The 16,395-nt window shown below is 69.0% G+C and carries 15 protein-coding genes; 10 read left to right on the forward strand and 5 right to left on the reverse strand.

Annotated features, from left to right (window positions below):
• Positions 1 to 205: 205 nt before the first annotated feature.
• From LGR54_RS25980 to pssA, 5 genes are all read left to right on the forward strand, one after another.
• A complete protein-coding gene (locus tag LGR54_RS25980; RefSeq protein WP_370638141.1) occupies positions 206 to 694 on the forward strand; it encodes an ArsR/SmtB family transcription factor in 489 nt (162 codons plus the stop codon).
• A gap of 17 nt (positions 695 to 711) precedes the next feature.
• Entirely contained in the window at positions 712 to 2,667 is a 1,956-nt protein-coding gene (locus tag LGR54_RS05170) for an ABC transporter ATP-binding protein/permease (RefSeq protein ID WP_230360909.1), read from the forward strand.
• Positions 2,668 to 2,739: 72 nt separating this feature from the next.
• A complete protein-coding gene (locus tag LGR54_RS05175) occupies positions 2,740 to 3,831 on the forward strand; it encodes a patatin-like phospholipase family protein (RefSeq protein ID WP_230360910.1) in 1,092 nt (363 codons plus the stop codon).
• 97 nt (positions 3,832 to 3,928) lie between these two features.
• Complete coding sequence (locus LGR54_RS05180) at positions 3,929 to 4,624, forward strand: phosphatidylserine decarboxylase (protein WP_230360911.1); 696 nt, start codon at positions 3,929 to 3,931, stop codon at positions 4,622 to 4,624.
• Positions 4,625 to 4,686: 62 nt separating this feature from the next.
• A complete protein-coding gene (gene pssA / locus LGR54_RS05185) occupies positions 4,687 to 5,568 on the forward strand; it encodes a CDP-diacylglycerol--serine O-phosphatidyltransferase (protein WP_230360912.1) in 882 nt (293 codons plus the stop codon).
• A 64-nt stretch (positions 5,569 to 5,632) separates the two neighbouring features.
• On the opposite strand, the gene LGR54_RS05190 is transcribed toward pssA, so the two are convergent.
• The gene (locus tag LGR54_RS05190; protein ID WP_230360913.1) at positions 5,633 to 5,899 is read right to left on the reverse strand and encodes a hypothetical protein; all 267 of its coding nucleotides are present in this window, start codon (positions 5,897 to 5,899) and stop codon (positions 5,633 to 5,635) included.
• Positions 5,900 to 6,131: 232 nt separating this feature from the next.
• Positions 6,132 to 6,725, reverse strand: coding sequence for a protease inhibitor Inh/omp19 family protein (locus tag LGR54_RS05195; RefSeq protein WP_230360914.1), 594 nt, complete (start codon positions 6,723 to 6,725; stop codon positions 6,132 to 6,134).
• Between the two features lie 272 nt (positions 6,726 to 6,997).
• Here LGR54_RS05195 and LGR54_RS05200 point away from each other — a divergent pair, with 272 nt between their 5' ends.
• Entirely contained in the window at positions 6,998 to 7,771 is a 774-nt protein-coding gene (locus LGR54_RS05200) for an SDR family NAD(P)-dependent oxidoreductase (protein WP_230360915.1), read from the forward strand.
• Between the two features lie 13 nt (positions 7,772 to 7,784).
• On the opposite strand, the gene LGR54_RS05205 is transcribed toward LGR54_RS05200, so the two are convergent.
• The gene (locus tag LGR54_RS05205) at positions 7,785 to 8,654 is read right to left on the reverse strand and encodes a LysR family transcriptional regulator (RefSeq protein WP_230360916.1); all 870 of its coding nucleotides are present in this window, start codon (positions 8,652 to 8,654) and stop codon (positions 7,785 to 7,787) included.
• A 205-nt stretch (positions 8,655 to 8,859) separates the two neighbouring features.
• On the opposite strand from LGR54_RS05205, the gene LGR54_RS05210 reads away from it, so the two are divergent.
• Both LGR54_RS05210 and LGR54_RS05215 read left to right on the forward strand, forming a co-directional pair.
• Complete coding sequence (locus LGR54_RS05210) at positions 8,860 to 9,873, forward strand: DMT family transporter (protein WP_230360917.1); 1,014 nt, start codon at positions 8,860 to 8,862, stop codon at positions 9,871 to 9,873.
• A 153-nt stretch (positions 9,874 to 10,026) separates the two neighbouring features.
• A complete protein-coding gene (locus tag LGR54_RS05215; protein WP_230360918.1) occupies positions 10,027 to 10,365 on the forward strand; it encodes a rhodanese-like domain-containing protein in 339 nt (112 codons plus the stop codon).
• A gap of 163 nt (positions 10,366 to 10,528) precedes the next feature.
• On the opposite strand, the gene LGR54_RS05220 is transcribed toward LGR54_RS05215, so the two are convergent.
• Both LGR54_RS05220 and LGR54_RS05225 read right to left on the reverse strand, forming a co-directional pair.
• The gene (locus tag LGR54_RS05220; protein WP_230360919.1) at positions 10,529 to 11,908 is read right to left on the reverse strand and encodes a transaminase; all 1,380 of its coding nucleotides are present in this window, start codon (positions 11,906 to 11,908) and stop codon (positions 10,529 to 10,531) included.
• A gap of 49 nt (positions 11,909 to 11,957) precedes the next feature.
• Positions 11,958 to 13,337, reverse strand: a complete 1,380-nt coding sequence (locus tag LGR54_RS05225; protein WP_230360920.1) for an aspartate aminotransferase family protein — start codon at positions 13,335 to 13,337, stop codon at positions 11,958 to 11,960.
• 179 nt (positions 13,338 to 13,516) lie between these two features.
• Between LGR54_RS05225 and LGR54_RS05230 the strand changes: the two genes are divergently transcribed.
• Positions 13,517 to 14,941: a glutamine synthetase family protein gene (locus LGR54_RS05230; RefSeq protein ID WP_230360921.1), complete on the forward strand. Its 1,425-nt coding sequence runs from the start codon at positions 13,517 to 13,519 to the stop codon at positions 14,939 to 14,941.
• A 268-nt stretch (positions 14,942 to 15,209) separates the two neighbouring features.
• Positions 15,210 to 16,319: a polyamine ABC transporter substrate-binding protein gene (locus LGR54_RS05235; protein ID WP_214009332.1), complete on the forward strand. Its 1,110-nt coding sequence runs from the start codon at positions 15,210 to 15,212 to the stop codon at positions 16,317 to 16,319.
• Positions 16,320 to 16,395 lie beyond the last annotated feature (76 nt).

The following is a 16,395-nucleotide window of genomic DNA, read 5'->3' on the forward strand; positions in this document are numbered from 1 at the left end:
GGGTCGGTCCGGGGGGCTTTTGCGAGCGAACCGTGTTCCGCCGCGAGACGGGAGGCGGAGAGTCCACCGATGCCGGCCGGGCCGAGGATGGCGCCACGCTTGGGCCGGCATCCCAACGCCTGCCCATCCCGACACCCTACTCATCCCGCGTCTCCGATTCCGATGTCTTCCCTTTGCCATCTTCATCGTCTATCGACGATAGGCGATGAATGCTGACGCCCCCAATCCCGACGATCTGCTCGCGTTGCGCCTGCGCGCGCTTGGCCACCCGGCACGCCTCGCCATCCTGCGCGCGCTCGCCGAGCGTGATCGCTGCGTCTGCGGCGAGATCGTGCGCGGCCTGCCGCTGGCGCAGTCGACCGTCTCGCAGCATCTCAAGGTGCTGAAGGAGGCCGGGCTGATCGCCGGCACGGTCGAGGGGCCGCGCTCCTGCTACTGCCTCGACCGCGACGCATTGGCCGGGCTGTCCGCCGAACTGTCCGCCCTGTTCGCCTCGGCCGCCGCGCCTGTCCCGGCCTCGACCACGCCGGGAGCCCTCGCTGCGGAGACCTCCGCCGCGCCGTCCCACGCCCCCGCCGGCTGCAACCCTCCCATGCGGCCGGAGACCGTCTCCACGGCCGTCGGAGGCTTGGCATCCGCGGTCGCACCTCCTATTTCCACAGCGCCTGCCGGCGAATTGCCGGCAGGCTCCTGATCACCCGGAAGCCTCCCATGTCCGCACCCGAGGCCGGCACCGCTCTGTCGCGCCGCTCCGCCAAGCCCGACGAACCCCCGCGCGGCAGCCTGCTCGTCGCGCTGAAGGGGCTCATGCCCTATCTGTGGCCGGCCGAGCGGCTCGATCTGCGCGCCCGCGTGCTCTGGGGGCTTTTGCTGCTGGTCGCCGCCAAGATCACCACCATGGCGACGCCCTTCCTGTTCAAATGGGCGACCGATGCGGTGGCGGCAGGCGAGGGCGCCCATATCGGCACCGACGCCATCAGCCTGATCATCGCCGCGCCGGTGGCGTTGACGATCGGCTACGGCCTGTCGCGCATCGCCATGGCCGGGCTGACCCAGTGGCGTGACGGCCTGTTCGCCAAGGTGGCGATGCACGCGGTGCGCCGCCTAGCGCTCGAGACCTTCCAGCACATGCACGCCCTGTCGCTGCGCTTCCATCTGGAGCGCAAGACCGGCGGCCTGACACGGGTGCTGGAGCGCTCGCGCGAGGGCATCGAGACCATCGTGCGCATGCTGGTGCTGCACCTCGCCCCGACCATCCTCGAATTCGCGATGGTGGTGGTCGTTCTGGCGTGGCAGTTCGACTGGCGCTACGCCGCCGCCGCGGTGGCGATGATCGGCGCCTACACGCTGTTCACCTTCATGATGACCGAATGGCGCATGGGCATCCGCCGCTCGATGAACGAGAGCGACACCGATGCCAATGCCAAGGCGGTCGACAGCCTGCTCAACTACGAGACGGTGAAGTATTTCGGCGCCGAGAAGTGGGAGGCCGAGCGTTACGACCGCTCTATGGCCCGCTATGAGCGCGCCTCCGTCCACACTCACACCTCGCTCGCCTGGCTGAATGCCGGGCAGGCGGCGATCTTCACCGCCGGCCTCACGGCGGTGATGGTGCTGTGCGTGCTCGACATCCGCGCCGGCCACCAGTCGGTCGGCTCCTTCGTCATGGTCAACGCCATGATGATCCAGCTGTACCAGCCGCTGAACTTCCTCGGCATGATCTATCGCGAGATCAAGCAGTCGCTGATCGACATCGAGGCGATGTTCGCCATCCTCGCCCGCAACCCGGAGGTCGAGGACGCGCCGGGCGCGAAGCCGCTGGTATTGAAGGGCGCCGCCATCCGCTTCGAGGATGTGCGCTTCTCCTACGACCCGGAGCGCGAGATCCTCAAGGGCCTGTCCTTCGAGGTGCCGGCCGGGCAGACAGTGGCCATCGTCGGCCCGTCGGGGGCGGGCAAGTCGACCATTTCGCGGCTGCTCTATCGCTTCTACGACGTCGCCTCCGGCCGCATCACCATTGACGGGCAGGACATCCGCAATATCCGGCAGGAGAGCCTGCGCGCCGCCATCGGCATGGTGCCGCAGGACACGGTGCTGTTCAACGACACGCTCGCCTACAATATCCGCTACGGTCGCCCGGGCGCCTCGGACGCCGAGGTGGAGCGCGCCGCCGAGCTCGCCCAGATCGACGGATTCGTGAAGCGTACCCCCAAGGGTTACACCACCGAGGTCGGCGAGCGCGGGCTGAAGCTGTCCGGCGGCGAGAAGCAGCGCGTCGCCATCGCCCGCACCATCCTCAAGGATCCGGCGATCCTGCTGCTCGACGAGGCGACCTCGGCGCTCGATAGCCATACCGAGCGCGAGATCCAGGACGCGCTGGAGCGCGTCTCGCGCGGGCGCACCACGCTGGTGGTGGCGCATAGGCTCTCCACCGTGGTCGGCGCCGACGAGATCATCGTGCTGGAGCACGGCGCCATCGCCGAGCGCGGCACCCATGCCGAGCTGATGGCGCGGCGCGGGCTCTACCACTCGATGTGGCAGCGCCAGCGCGAGGTCGACGAGGCCAAGGCGACGCTGTCGCGCGGCGAGGACGACCTCGAGAACACCAAGGACGCCGACGCTGCCGCCGACGCCGCCGCGGACGCCGCTGCGGACGCCGCCGCCTGAGGCAACGAAAGGTTGCAGGCGCGGCATTCCGCGTCATAATCGCCCGGCGGGAAACCGGGCGGAGCGCGGGGGATGGCGAAGCTCAAGGTAGCGATCGCGTGCCAGGGGGGCGGCAGCCATGCCGCCTTCGCCGCCGGTCTGTTGCGCCGGCTGCTGCTCGACGAGATGGAGCACATCGACATTCGCGGCCTTAGCGGCACCTCGGGCGGCGCCATCTGCGCCGCGCTCGCCTGGGCCGGCCTCATCCAGGGGCGTCCGGAGGAGGGCGCTGACCGGCTGATGCGGTTCTGGGAGATCGCCAAGGCCGATACCCCGGTCGACTATGCCGCCAATCTGTGGGGTCAGTGGCTCGGCCGGGCGCAGCTGCTGCCGGAAACCAGCCCCTACCGCCTGCCGGCGCCGGCCGCCGCGATCATGCGAGACTGGCTGGAGGAAACGCTCGACATTCCCGGCCTGCCGACCGGCAAGGCGCGCGAGGCGGTCAAGCTGCTGGTCGGCGCCACCGACGTGCTGTCGGGCGCGCGCTGTATCTTCACCGGCGAGCACCTCGCTTATGACGATCTCATCGCCTCGGCGGCCATTCCCACCCTCTACGAGGCGGTGGAGACCCGAGGCCGCTTCCATTGGGACGGGCTGTTCAGCGTCAACCCGCCGATCCGCAACCTCGTCTTCCTCGACATCGACGAATTGTGGGTGGTGCAGATCAACCCGACCAACTGCGCCCGGGTGCCGATGACGATGGGCGAGATCATCGACCGGCGCAACGAATTGTCCGGCAATGTCGCGCTGGCGCAGGAGCTGCACCTCGTCGAGACGGTGAACGATGTCGTGCGCAGCAATCCGGGCGTCGCCATCCGCAACCGGCACAACCGGGTGATGCGCGAGATCCCCATCCGCCTCGTCGAGGCTGGCCTCGACGCGTTCGACTACGTCTCCAAGCTCGACCGCACCCCGCAATTCATCGACGACCTCCTGGAGCGCGGCTGGCACAAGGCGCCGCTGTTCCGTACGGAGGAGGCCGTCTGGCCGCGCCGGGGCGCGGTCCAGCCACGCGCCATCACCGTCTCCGGCCCGAGTTCGGCGCAGGATCAGGCGAGCCAGCAGCCCGCTGCCGCCAGCGCGGCCCCGGCCGCGGCGCCCGCCGGCGCCTCGCCGGCTCCTTAGCCCGCTTACCCCTTGGCGTGCGCCATTTGACGCGTCCGCCATTTGACGCGCCTCCCCGGCGGCTCTACCTGTGCCTCAGCTTTGTGCGGGAGACGTCATGTCGGTCATCGATTCCATCCGGGGCGGCCTCGTGCCGATCCACCGCGAGGGTTATCCCTTCATCCTGATCGGGGTCGCCGTCTCCCTGCTGCTGCTGTGGCTGCTGCCGCCGCTCGGCTGGATCGCGGTGCTGATCACGGTGTGGATCTGCTACTTCTTCCGCGATCCCGAGCGGGTGACGCCGCTGCGCGAGGGGCTGGTGGTGTCGCCGGCGGACGGGCGGGTCTGCCTCGTCGGGCCGGCGGTGCCGCCGCCGGAGCTCGGCCTCGGCGTGGAACCCATGTCGCGCATCTGCATTTTCATGAACGTGTTCGACGTGCATGTGAACCGGTCGCCGGTGGCCGGGCGCATCGAGCGCATCGCCTACAAGCCGGGCAAGTTCCTCTCGGCCGATCTCGACAAGGCGAGCGAGGACAATGAGCGCAACGGCCTCGTGCTCGACACCGCGCTGGGACGCATCGGCGTGGTGCAGATCGCCGGGCTGGTGGCGCGGCGGATCGTCGGCTTCAAGCAGGAGGGCGACATGCTGGCGCCCGGCCAGCGCTTCGGCCTCATCCGCTTCGGCTCGCGGGTGGACGTGTATCTGCCCGCCGGCATCGCGCCGCTGGTTGCCGAGGGGCAGCGGGCGGTGGCCGGCGAGACCGTGCTGGCTGACGCGGCGGGCGTCGCCGGTCTGACCTTCCGGGTGGATTGAACGCGGCATAGGGTGTCGCCGAGCTTCCGGCGCCCGCGAGACGATGTGAGCGAGACCGAGCAATGTCGAACATCTTCGTGCCCTTCGAGCCCGATCCCGAGGCGCCGGAGCCACGCCGCCGCCGTTTCCAGGCGGTGCCCGCCCGGCTGCTCATTCCGAATCTGGTGACGCTGCTGGCGCTCTGCGCCGGCCTCACCGGCATCCGCATGGCCATCGAGGGCCGCATGGAGCTGGCGCTCGGCGCCATCGTGCTGGCCGCCGTGCTCGACGGCATGGACGGCCGGCTTGCCCGCATGCTGAAGGGTACCTCGCGCTTCGGTGCCGAGCTGGACAGCCTCTCGGACTTCGTCTGCTTCGGCGTGGCGCCGGGGCTGGTGCTGTATATGTGGGGGCTGGAGACGCTGGGCTCGATCGGCTGGATCGCCTCGCTCGCCTTCGCCATCTGCGCCGCGCTGCGCCTCGCGCGCTTCAACGTGATGCTGGAAGACCCCAACCGTCCGGCCTTCGCCGCCGATTTCTTCACCGGCGTGCCGGCGCCGCTCGGGGCGATCTGCGTGCTGCTGCCGGTTTATGTCGAACTGATCGGCCTGCCGCGCCTCATTGCCTCGCCGGCGGTGGCGGCCTTCTATACGCTGGCCATCGCCCTGCTAATGGTGTCGAAGCTGCCGGCCTATTCCGGCAAGAAGCTCGGCAGCCGCATCCCGCGCGACGCGGTGCTGCCGCTGTTCGTCTGCGTGGTGCTGTTCGTGGCGGTGCTGGTCACCTGGCCGTGGACGGTGCTGTCGGTGCTGTCGGTGGGCTATCTGGCGGCGCTGCCCTTCTCGGCGCTGCGCTATGCGCGGCTATCCCGTGAGCACGAGGCGCGCCTCAAGGCCGGCGCTGCCGAGTTCCCGGCGGCGCATGTCGCCGACACGGCGGAAACCCGGCCGGACCATCTGAACTGATCGTCTGGATTGTTGGCCCCGGCACACAATGGGGCAGGCGAGGCGAGGGCGGGCCGTCGGGGTGTCAGCCGGCGCGATGATCGGCCATGGCGGCGACGCGGGCGGCCAGCGGGGCGGCGGGAAACGCCTGGCGCAGGGTCCGCAACGCCTCGGCGTCGCTGCGCGGCCGCACCTGGTCGAGATGGCTGCGCATCAGCGCGGCGACGGAGGCAGGTTCGGGCGGCCGGCGCGGAAAGGCTGTCGCCGCCACGCGCTCCACCATCCTCGCGTCGCCGATGTCACCACCGTCGCGCGCCATAGCTGCCGGCACCGTTGCCTCGTTTCCGAGCATGACCACCGCCTCCGATCGGAATCGCGAATCAATCAGCTTTGCTCATGCACATCATGAGCCAACGCCGCCGCTAACGCACGAACCAAATGCTGGTTCCCAACTTCGTGAGCATAAGACGTGTCAACACGAACACGTCGGTAATGCCCGAAGACTGGCGCGACCGAAAGCAGAATTATTTCGAATACTGTCGTATTAGTTTCATATTCGCCCGAAGGGCTGGGCGGCGCCGCCGTCAGCTGCGGCTGAGGGAGATCTTCGCGCCATCGCCGGTCGCCACGCCGTCATAATGGCCGTCGCCGGCCGGCTGCAGGCGGGCCGTGACCTTGCCGAGGTGATTCTGCAGCACGATCTCGTTGCCCCACACATCCCAGCCCTTGGTCATGAAGATGTCGTTGGGGCAGCCGACATCGGCATTGGCGGCGAAGCCGGACATGCCGCGTTCGGTGGAGAGGTTGAGCTTGCAGCTTTTGGCGCCGTTGTCCCAGCTATAGCTCCAGTTGCCGGCGAGCTGAGTGCGCGTCGCGCCCGGCTCGGCATAGGCGACGCCGCCGGGAGCGGTGGCGCCGGGCTGGGTGAGCGGCACCGAGGTCGCCGCGGCGTCGGCGGTCTTGCGCGGGGTCACCGCGTCGCCGGCGGTGGTGGCGTTGGCGCCGGTCGGAGCGGGCGAGGGGACAGGCGCGCTTTCCACCGAACCGGTGGGGGCGGGAGTGATGGCATTGGCGTCGACGGCCGCCGTCTTGTGCTCGCCGAAGCCGTCCAGCGCGGTGCTGCATCCGGCGAGCAGCAGAGCGGTGGCGGAGACGGCAGCGAGGGCGGTGATCTTCATCGACGTCTAACTCCTCGCACGCTCGCGCCGGCCATGTACCCGAACACATTACCCTTTTTTGAGGGGCGTGTTCTCGCATCCATTTGATTTCTTGTCGCCGAGGATCGTGGCACCAGCGTGGCCCCGCTGCGGCAACCCGCTGTCGCCGACGCTTCCACGACGGCATGGACAACGGAGTCTTAACGTAGCGAAACCCTTGGCCGGCAAGCGCCTCCCAAGGTGGACGCGGCGCCGGCATCGCGGTATGTGCGGTGCAGCAAGAGGAGGCACCCATGTCCGGTTACCAGATGCTCGATCCCTCGACCCTCGTCGTCCTGATCACCGGTGCCACCTCCGGCATCGGCGCCGCCACCGCCCGGCGTTTCGTGCTGGCCGGCGCCAAGGTGATCGCTACCGGCCGGCGCGCCGACCGCCTCATCGCGCTGCGCGACGAGCTCGGCGCCAATCTCCTGCCGCTGGAAGTCGACGTGCGCGACAACGAGGCGTTCATCGCCGCCATTGCCGGCCTGCCGGCGGCCTTCGCGGGCATCAACGTCGTCTTCGCCAATGCCGGTCTCGCCCTCGGCCTCGAGCCGGCCCACAAGGCCAGCCTGAAGGACTGGGAGGACATGGTCGACACCAACATCAAGGGCCTGCTCTACACCGTCCGCGCGGTGCTGCCGGGCATGGTGGAGCGCGGCGCCGGCCATGTGGTGTTCACCGGCTCGGTGGCCGGCGACTACGCCTATCCCGGCGGCAACGCCTATGGCGGCACCAAGGCCTTCGTGAAGCAGTTCGCGCTGAACCTGCAGGCCGACCTGCTCGGCACGCCGGTGCGCGTCACCAATATCGAGCCGGGCATGGTGGAGACCGAGTTCTCGCTGGTCCGCTTCCACGGCGATGCCGGCAAGTCGGAAGCCGTCTATGACGGCGTCGAGGCGCTCACCGGCGAGGACATCGCCGAGCAGATCTTCTTCTGCTGCACCGTGCCGCGCCACGTGAACATCAATAGCCTGCAGGTGTTCCCGGTCGCCCAGAGCTTCGCCGGCTTCAAGGTCGCGCGCTGAGTTCCAGCGCCGATCAGGCCGCGACCACGGCGCTCGGGGCGGCGAGCGCGCCCCGCAGCGTGTCGGCGAGCCGGCGCGCCGCCGTCGAGGCGCTGGGCGACAGCAGCAGCCCGATCTCGAGGTCGGGCAGCGGCGGCAGTCCGTCGGCGGCGCCGAGCCGGCGCCATTCCGATGGCGCGGCGCATTCCGCCATGGCGGTGATGCACAGCCCGGTTTCCACCGCCGAATAGATCCCGCCCTGCGACGACGAGGTGCAGGCGACCCGCCAGCGCAGCCCGGCATCGTCGAGCGCGGCGGCGATATGCGGCCGGGCGCGGCAGCCGGTCGGGAACAGGGCGAGCGGCAGCGGGTCCTGCCGCTCCGGGCGATGGCCGCGCGCGGCGAGCCACAGCAGCTTCTCGCGCTTCAACAGTTCGCCGGTCGGCCGGTTGAGGTCGCGGGTGAACAGCGCCACGTCGATCTGCCCGCGCTCCACCTCCGGCTCCAGCGTCTTGGACAGGTCGCAGCGGATGGAGATCTCCACGCGCGGATAGGCGGCGGCGAAGCGGGAGATGACCGGGGTGAAATAGGCGTCGACATAATCGTCGGGCATGCCGAGCCGCACGCTGCCTTCCGGCGTGCCGCCCTTCATGTCGGCGAGCGCTTCGCTCTCGAAGGCCAGCATGCGGCGCGCATGCGCCACCAGCCGCTCGCCGGTCTCGGTCAGCGAAATGCCGCGGCGCGAGCGCTCCAGCAGCCGCACGCCGAGATTCTCCTCCAGCTGCGCGATGCGCGCCGACACCGCCGACTGCGTGCGTCCGACGCGCTCGGCCGCCGCGGTGAAGCCGCCATTGTCGACGACGGCGATGAGCATGCCGAGCGATTCGGTGTCGAGGTGTCGCATGGTGAGGTCCGGTGTTGAGGTCCGGCTTGCCGATCCGCCAATAGTATCAAATTTGCTCATCCATTCACAAATTAAATTCGTTTTCACGATCCTGAGGCATCGTGTTAGTGCAAAATCAGATCGTCGGATGCCCATATGCCGAGCAAATTGCTCGCTGGGGCGGCACGGACGGTCGGTGTTCACCTGAAATCTCCGAGTTCGGACCATGTCCCCGCCTCCTCCCATTTCCGCCGCCCTGTCGCCGACAGGTGTGGACGATGCTGCGCTGCTGTCTCCGGTCCTCGTCGAGGCCAATGAGGCGCGACTGCGACGGCAGGCGTTCGGCGCGGTGCTGCTGGCGGCGGCGATCATCGGCTTCTCGCCGATCCTGGTCCGGCTGTCCGATGTCGGGCCGGCGGCGATCGGCTTCTGGCGGATGTTCTTCTCGCTGGGGCCGACCGCGCTGTGGGCGCTGGCCGAGCGGCGGGAGGCGAAGCTCCATGCCCGCATCCGCGCCCAGACCGCGCCGCGCCTCACCGGCCGGCAGATGCTGCTGGTGGCGGCGGCCGGCGTCGCTTTCGGCGCCGACCTCATCCTGTTCCATGCCGGGCTGGCGCGCACCAGCACCGCCAACGGCGTGCTGATCGGCAATCTCTACGTCATCTTCGTCTTCGGGCTCGGCTGGATGTGCCTCGGCGAGCGGCCGACGCGCGGCCTCTTGATCGCGCTCGGCTTCGCCATGGCGGGCGCCGCGCTGATCGTCGGCTCCAGTCTCGGCGGCGGTGGCCGGCCGGGAAGCTTCATTGGCGACCTGCTCTGCGTCGGCGGTGCGCTCGCCTATGCCTTCTACATGCTGTTCGTGCGCATCCTGCGGCTCGAGAACCCCGGCCGGCCAGCGCTCGGCGGCGGCATGACGGCGCTTTTGTCCAGCGCAGTCGGCATGGTGATGTGCCTCGCCTGGGCGATCGCCGCCGGCGAGCGCATCATGCCGGCGGGGATGGATGGGCTGCTGGCGGTCGCCGGCCTCGGCGCCATCGTGCATGCCGGCGGGCAGGGGCTCACCACCTTCGCGCTCGGCCGTCTGCCGGCCGGGGTGATCTCCATGGTGATGCTGCTGCAGATCCTGGTCGGCACCGCGCTGGCGGCGCTGCTGTTCCGCGAATTCCCGCCGGCGCTGGTGCTGCTGGGCGGTGGCCTGCTGGTGGCCGGCGTGGTCGCCGCGCGTCCGCGCGGGCGCTGATCCCGCTTTCCGGTGCCGGTGCGGACGGCGCCTGCCGACGAGGCTCGCGCCGCCACTCCTTGCCGGCACCCCTTGCGCCGCCGCTCCCGCGGTATTAGGTCCAAGGCGGGTCCGGCCGGTTCCCGGATCCATCGGTTTTCAGGAGTGCGCGCAATGCAGCCCAACCCGTTCGGTGGCGTGATCGAACATCTGTCGGTCGATCAGGTGAAGGCCGGGCTCGAGGACGGCAGCATCCTCCTCGTCGACGTGCGCGAGCCTAATGAGCTCGCCGCCGAGCGCATTCCCGGCGCGGTTGAGTTCCCGCTCTCGACCTTCGACGCGGCGGCGCTGCCCGATCCCGGCGACAAGCTCCTCGTCTTCTCCTGCCGCTCCGGCCAGCGCTCGCAGAAGGCGGCCGCCGCCGCACAGGCGTCCGGCCACGACCTCTACCGCCACATGGCCGGCGGCATCCTTGCCTGGAAGGAAGCCGGCTTCCCCACCGAGCAGGGCTGAGCCCGGCCCGGCGCGGCCCTCGCGCTTCTCTCGTTTTGCTTTAGGAATATGTGCTAGCGCGTTGATTTAACGTCAACAGCGCGACCGTTTCCACGCGAATGTCACCCGCGTGCCCGGCCGGTGCCTCGTTCGGTCCCGCCGATCCGTCGGGCCGCCGCTTGGACTATCCCGCCAACCGCGCCAGCACCTCGTCCATCGCCCGGCCCATGCGCTCGACCTGTTCCGCCGTCGTCGACGGGCTGGCCAGCATCATGTCGTGGAAGGGCGAGATCAGCGTGCCGCGCACCAGCATGGCGAGGTGGATGGTCGCTTCCAGCGCGCCGAAATGCGCCGCCTTGGCCTCGGCGCCGTTGCGCAGCGGACGGGCCGAGCGCACCACTTCCACCCGCGCCCCGCAGCGCGCCACGTGCCAGGGCAGGCCGGCCTTGGCGATCACCGCGTCGAGCGTCGCCTGCATGGCGTCGGCGGTGGCGTTCATGTGGGCGTAGGCGGCCTCGGTCGCGACCTCCTCCAGCGTGGCACGCAGCGCGGCGAGCTGGAGCGGGCTGCCCGACAGCGTGGTGCCGATGCCGGAATGGCCGGGCGGCAATGCGGCGCGCGCCCGGTTCAGCCGGTCGACCACCTCTTCGCTCATCCCCCACACCGCCGCCGGCACACCGCCGGCGATCGCCTTGCCGACCACGAACAGGTCCGGCTCCAGCCCGAAGGCGCTTGTATAGCCGCCCGGGCCGGTGGAGAGGGTGTGGGTCTCGTCGATCAGCAGCAGCGTGCCGTAGCGGCGCGTGAGTTCGCGCAGCCCGGCGTGGAAGCCCGGCTGCGGCAGCACCATGGCGCAATTGGTCATCACCGGCTCGGTGATGACGCAGGCGACGCTGCCATCGGCCAGCGCGGCTTCCACCGCGTCGAGATCGTTGAACGGCGCCACCCGCGTCAGCTCGCTGAGATCGCGCGGCTCGCCGACCAGGCCGGCCTTGTTGGCGGCCCGGCCCTGGCGGTCGAGCTCGACGAAGGTCTCGTCGACCGCGCCGTGATAGGCGCCGTCGAAGACGAGGATGCGCGGGCGGGCCGTCGCGGCGCGGGCGGCGCGGATGGCGAAGCGGTTGGCATCGCTCGCCGTGGTGGCGATCTGCCATTTGGCGAGGCCGAAGCGGGCAGCGAGCAGATCGCCGACCGCCGCCGCGTCCGGGCTCGGCAGCATGGTGGCGAGGCCGCGGCTCGCCTGCGCGATCAGCGCCCGGCGCACCGGCGCCGGCCCGTGGCCGAACAGCGCCGCGGTGTCGCCGAGGCAGAAATCGTCATAGGCGTTGCCGTCGATGTCGACGAGGCGGGCGCCGGTCGCTTCCGCCACCACCAGCGGCACCGGCGTCGACCAGTCGCTCATCCAGTGCATCGGCACGCCTTCGAAAAGGTGTGCCGCCGCGCCGGCGGCCGCCCGCGTCTTCGGGCGGGTGCCGAGATAGAGCGCCTCGGCCTCGGCGCGCAGCGCAGTGACCCGTGCCGGGTCGACGCCGCCCTGCTCGGAAGCCATGAAAGGCGCGTTCATCGGCAGACCCTCCCTCAGGTCGGACGGCATTGAAGCACGGACGGGTCGATCAGCCCACCCAGCCCCAGCGCTTCAGCTCGGCATAGGTGTCGTCGAGCGTCTTCTTCGCCCGCGCCACCAGCTCGTCGGCCTCGCCATGCGAGAGGGTGAGCGGCGGGGCGATGATCAGCCGGTCGCGCACGGCGCGCATGACGAGGCCGTTCTTGAACGAGAAGTCGCGCGCCAGCGTGCCGACCTTGCCGACGTCCTGGAAGGCGGTGCGGCCCGGCTTGTCCGGGGTCAGCTCCAGCGCGCCGACCATGCCGAGCATCGGCGCCTCGCCGACGAGGGGGTGCTCGGCGAGCTTGGACCAACGCGCCTTGAGATAGGGGCCGATATCGTCGGCGACCCGCTCCACCAGCTTCTCGCGCTGCATGATGGCGAGGTTGGCGAGCGCGGCGGCGCAGGCGGCGGGATGGCCGGAATAGGTGTAGCCGTGGTTGAAGTCGCCGCCCTCCAGCAGCACGTCGACCACCCGGTCGGCCACCATCACGCCGCCGAGCGGCATGTAGCCGGAGGTGATGCCCTTGGCCATCACCAGCAGGTCCGGCTTGGTGCCGAAGGTCTCGCAGCCGAACCACGAGCCGGTGCGTCCGAAGCCGCAGATCACCTCGTCGGAGACGAACAGGATGTCGCGCTCGCGGCAGATGCGGGCGATCTCCGGCCAGTAGGTGGCGGGCGGTACGATGACGCCGCCGGCGCCCTGGATCGGCTCGGCGATGAAGGCGGCGATGCGGTCCTCGCCCAGCGCGTCGATGGTGGCTTCCAGCGCCTGCGCGGTGCGCAGGCCGAACTCGTCCGGGGTCTCGCCCTGGCGCGCCTCGCCCCAGAAATAGGGCTGGGCGATGTGGACGACGCCGGGGATGGCCACGTTTTGCGCGTGCATCGGCGCCATGCCGCCGAGATTCGCCGCGCCGACGGTCGAGCCGTGATAGGCGTTGCGCCGGGAGATGATGACCTTCTTCTCCGGCTTCTCCTTGATGTCCCAGTAGCGGCGGACGAGGCGGATCACCGTGTCGTTGGATTCCGAGCCGGAGCCGGTGAAGAACACCCGGTTGAACTGCGGCGGGGTGAGCTCGGCCAGCTTGGCGGCGAGCTCGATGGCCGGGGTGTGGGTGGTCTTGAAGAAGGTGTTGTAGTAGGGCAGCTCGCGCAGCTGCTTGGATACCGCGTCGGCGATCTCCTCGCGGCCATAGCCGACATTCACGCACCACAGGCCGGACATGCCGTCGAGATAGCGGTTGCCGTCGGAATCGGTCAGCCACACGCCGTCCGCCTTGACGATGACGCGCGAGCCCTCGGCATTGAGCGCCTTGGTGTCGCTGAACGGATGCAGGTGGTGCGCGGCATCGAGGGCGCGCAGCTCGGCGGTGGTCTTCGGCAGGGTCATGATCGGCGTGCTCCAGGGTTACCGCACAATGTGATCACATTTCGCGTGCGTCAAGCGGTTCGGCATGCCACAAAGGCGTCATCGCGGCGCGCGACGACGTCTCGGCTCCCTCGGGGATGCCTTGACCAAACCGCCCGCCGCATGACCAAAATCAGACAGGGCCTCAATCGGAAGTTATCATGCCGTCAACCGAAGCCGCGCCGGTCGCGGTCGCCGATCTTGCAACCAACCCGACGATTACTGACGCCGCCGATGAATTCGGCGCTTATGTCGCCCGCGAGGGTGTGCCCGATATCGTCGAAGTGCTCCTGCCCGACACCCACGGGGTGCTGCGCGGCAAATGGATCCCCGGCGGGGCCGGGGGCAAGATCTGGACGGACGGTGTCGCCATCCCGCTTTCCATCTTCGGGTTGGACGTGTGGGGGCGCGAGGTCATGGAGACCGGCCTGCACATGGAGACCGGCGACCGCGACGGCATCTGCCGGCCGGTGCCGGGCACGCTGAAGCCGGTGCCGTGGTCGCCGCGCCCGGCGGCGCAGGTGATGATCACCATGCATGAGCCCATCCACCTGCCGGACGGCCGCGGCGGCGAGCGCCCGTGGGAACTCGATCCGCGCCACAAGCTGGCCCGTCAGGTCGAGCGGCTCGCGGCGCTGGGCCTGTCGCCCTGCGTCGCCTTCGAGCTCGAATTCTACCTGATGAAGCAGCAGCCCGGCGCCGACGGCGCGCCGGAGCCGGTGTTCCCGGCCAAGGGGCTGGCGCGGCAGAACATGTACGCCATGTCGGATCTCGACGCCTATGCGGCGCTGCTGCACGAGGTCCGCGAGGCCGCGCGCATCCAGGGCCTGCCGGCCGACACGGTGATCTCCGAGGCGGCGCCCGGCCAATACGAGGTGAACCTCTATCACAGCACCGACCCGATGGCGGCGGCCGACCACGCCATCCTGCTGCGTCGCCTGATCGACGGCGTCGCCCGCAAGCACGGGCTGAAGGCCAGCTTCATGGCCAAGCCGCTGCTCGACTTCGCCGGCTCGGGCATGCATGTGCATGTCAGCCTGATGGACCGTTCCGGTTCCAACGCCTTCGGCAAGGGCGAGGAGGGCGAGGCGCTGCTGCGTCATGCCGCCGCCGGCCTGCTCGCCACCATGGCGGACACCGCGCTGTTCTACGTGCCGGGCTTCAACGGCTATCGCCGGCTGGTGCCGGGCAGCTACGCGCCGACCGGCATCTCATGGGGCTACGACAACCGCTCGGTGGCGGTGCGGGTGCCGAACGGCCCACCCAAGGCGCGGCGCCTCGAGCACCGCATCGCCGGCGCCGACGCGCATCCCCATCTCGTGCTCGCCGGCATTCTCGGCGGCATGCTGGAGGGCATCGAGCGCCGGCTGGAGCCGCCGGCGCCGCTGGTCGGCGACGCCTACAGCGTGGAGACGCCGCTGCTCAGCCCGGAGATGGGCGAGGCTATCCGCCGCTTCGCCGCGTCGGACTTCGTCGGCCGCGCCTATGGGGCCGAGTACCAGCGGGTGTTCGCGATCATGAAGCAGGCGGAGCTCTCCGCCTTCCAGCGCAGCATCAACCCGCTCGAATACGAGACCTATCTGTGAGCGTCGCGCGATCCCGCTCCATCCACGGTCCGGCGGGGTCACGCGATCGCGAGGGAAATGCGCAAGACTGGGGAAATACGACAGACTCAGGGGTGCCGGCGGAAATGGAGAACAATTTGATCCCCATTGCCCGCACTCTGGGCACGATCACGACTTGAGCAGGCCGGGGCGAGCTACTAGCCTTGGCCTGATCGTCGACGGACCGTTTGAGGTCCGCCGTTCCGAAGTGCCTCGTTCAACGTCTACCTTCCCGAAGGAGAACACTAAAATGGCCCGCCTACTCGCGACACTCGCGGCAGGTTTCCTGGCCGCGCTGGCGATCACCCCCGCCAGCGCGCAGGAAAAGGTCGTCAACGTCTACAACTGGTCCGACTACATCGACGAGTCGGTCCTGGAGGAGTTCACCAAGGAAACGGGCATCAAGGTCCGTTACGACGTGTTCGACTCGAACGAGGTGCTGGAGACCAAGCTGCTCGGTGGCAAGACCGGCTACGACGTCGTGGTGCCCACCGGTTCCTTCCTGCAGCGCCAGATACAGGCCGGCATCTTCCTGCCGCTCGACAAGGCCAAGCTGCCGAACATCAAGGACCAGTGGCCGGTCATCTCTGATCGCCTCGCGGTCTACGACCCCGGCAACCAGTACGCCGTGAACTACATGTGGGGCACCACCGGCATCGGCATCAATGTCGACAAGGTGAAGCAGCGCCTCGGCGACATCCCGCTCGACAGCTGGGACATCGTCTTCAAGCCGGAGATCCTCGCCAAGCTGAAGGATTGCGGCGTCTACATGCTGGACGGCCCGGAGGAGATCATCCCCACCGCGCTGCGCTATCTCGGCAAGGATCCGAACTCCAAGGACCCGGCGGACATCGAGGCGGCCGGCAAGTTGCTGGCGCCGATCCGCAAATACATCAAGAAGTTCGATTCGTCGGGCTACATCAACGCGCTGGCCGGCGGTGACATCTGCATCGCCACCGGCTGGTCCGGCGACGTCTTCCAGGCCAAGACCCGCGCCGAGGAAGCGGCGAAGAAGACCGGCAAGAAGCCGGTGAACATCGAGTACATCATCCCGAAGGAAGGTGCGCTGATGTGGTTCGACAACTTCGCCATCCCGAAGGATGCCCCGCACCCTGAAGAGGCGCTGGCCTTCATCAACTTCATGATGAAGCCGGAAGTGGCGGCGAAGAACTCCGACTACATCTCCTATGCCAGCGGCAATCTCGGCGCGCAGCAGTTCATCGACAAGGCGATCCTCGACAATCCGGCGATCTACCCGACCAAGGAGACGCAGGAGAAGCTGTTCACCGTCACCACCTATCCGCAGAAGGTGCAGCGCGTGGTCACCAAGACCTGGAACGACTTCAAGCGCGGCCGCTGAGCCGGGCTCTCGTCCCAGGACAGGCAAAGCACGATACGGAAAGGCCGGGCACGCGCCCGGCCTTTTTGTTTGCGCG

The organism is Ancylobacter sp. Lp-2 (genome assembly GCF_020523795.1).
In the GTDB taxonomy this organism is placed as follows: Bacteria; Pseudomonadota; Alphaproteobacteria; order Rhizobiales; family Xanthobacteraceae; genus Ancylobacter.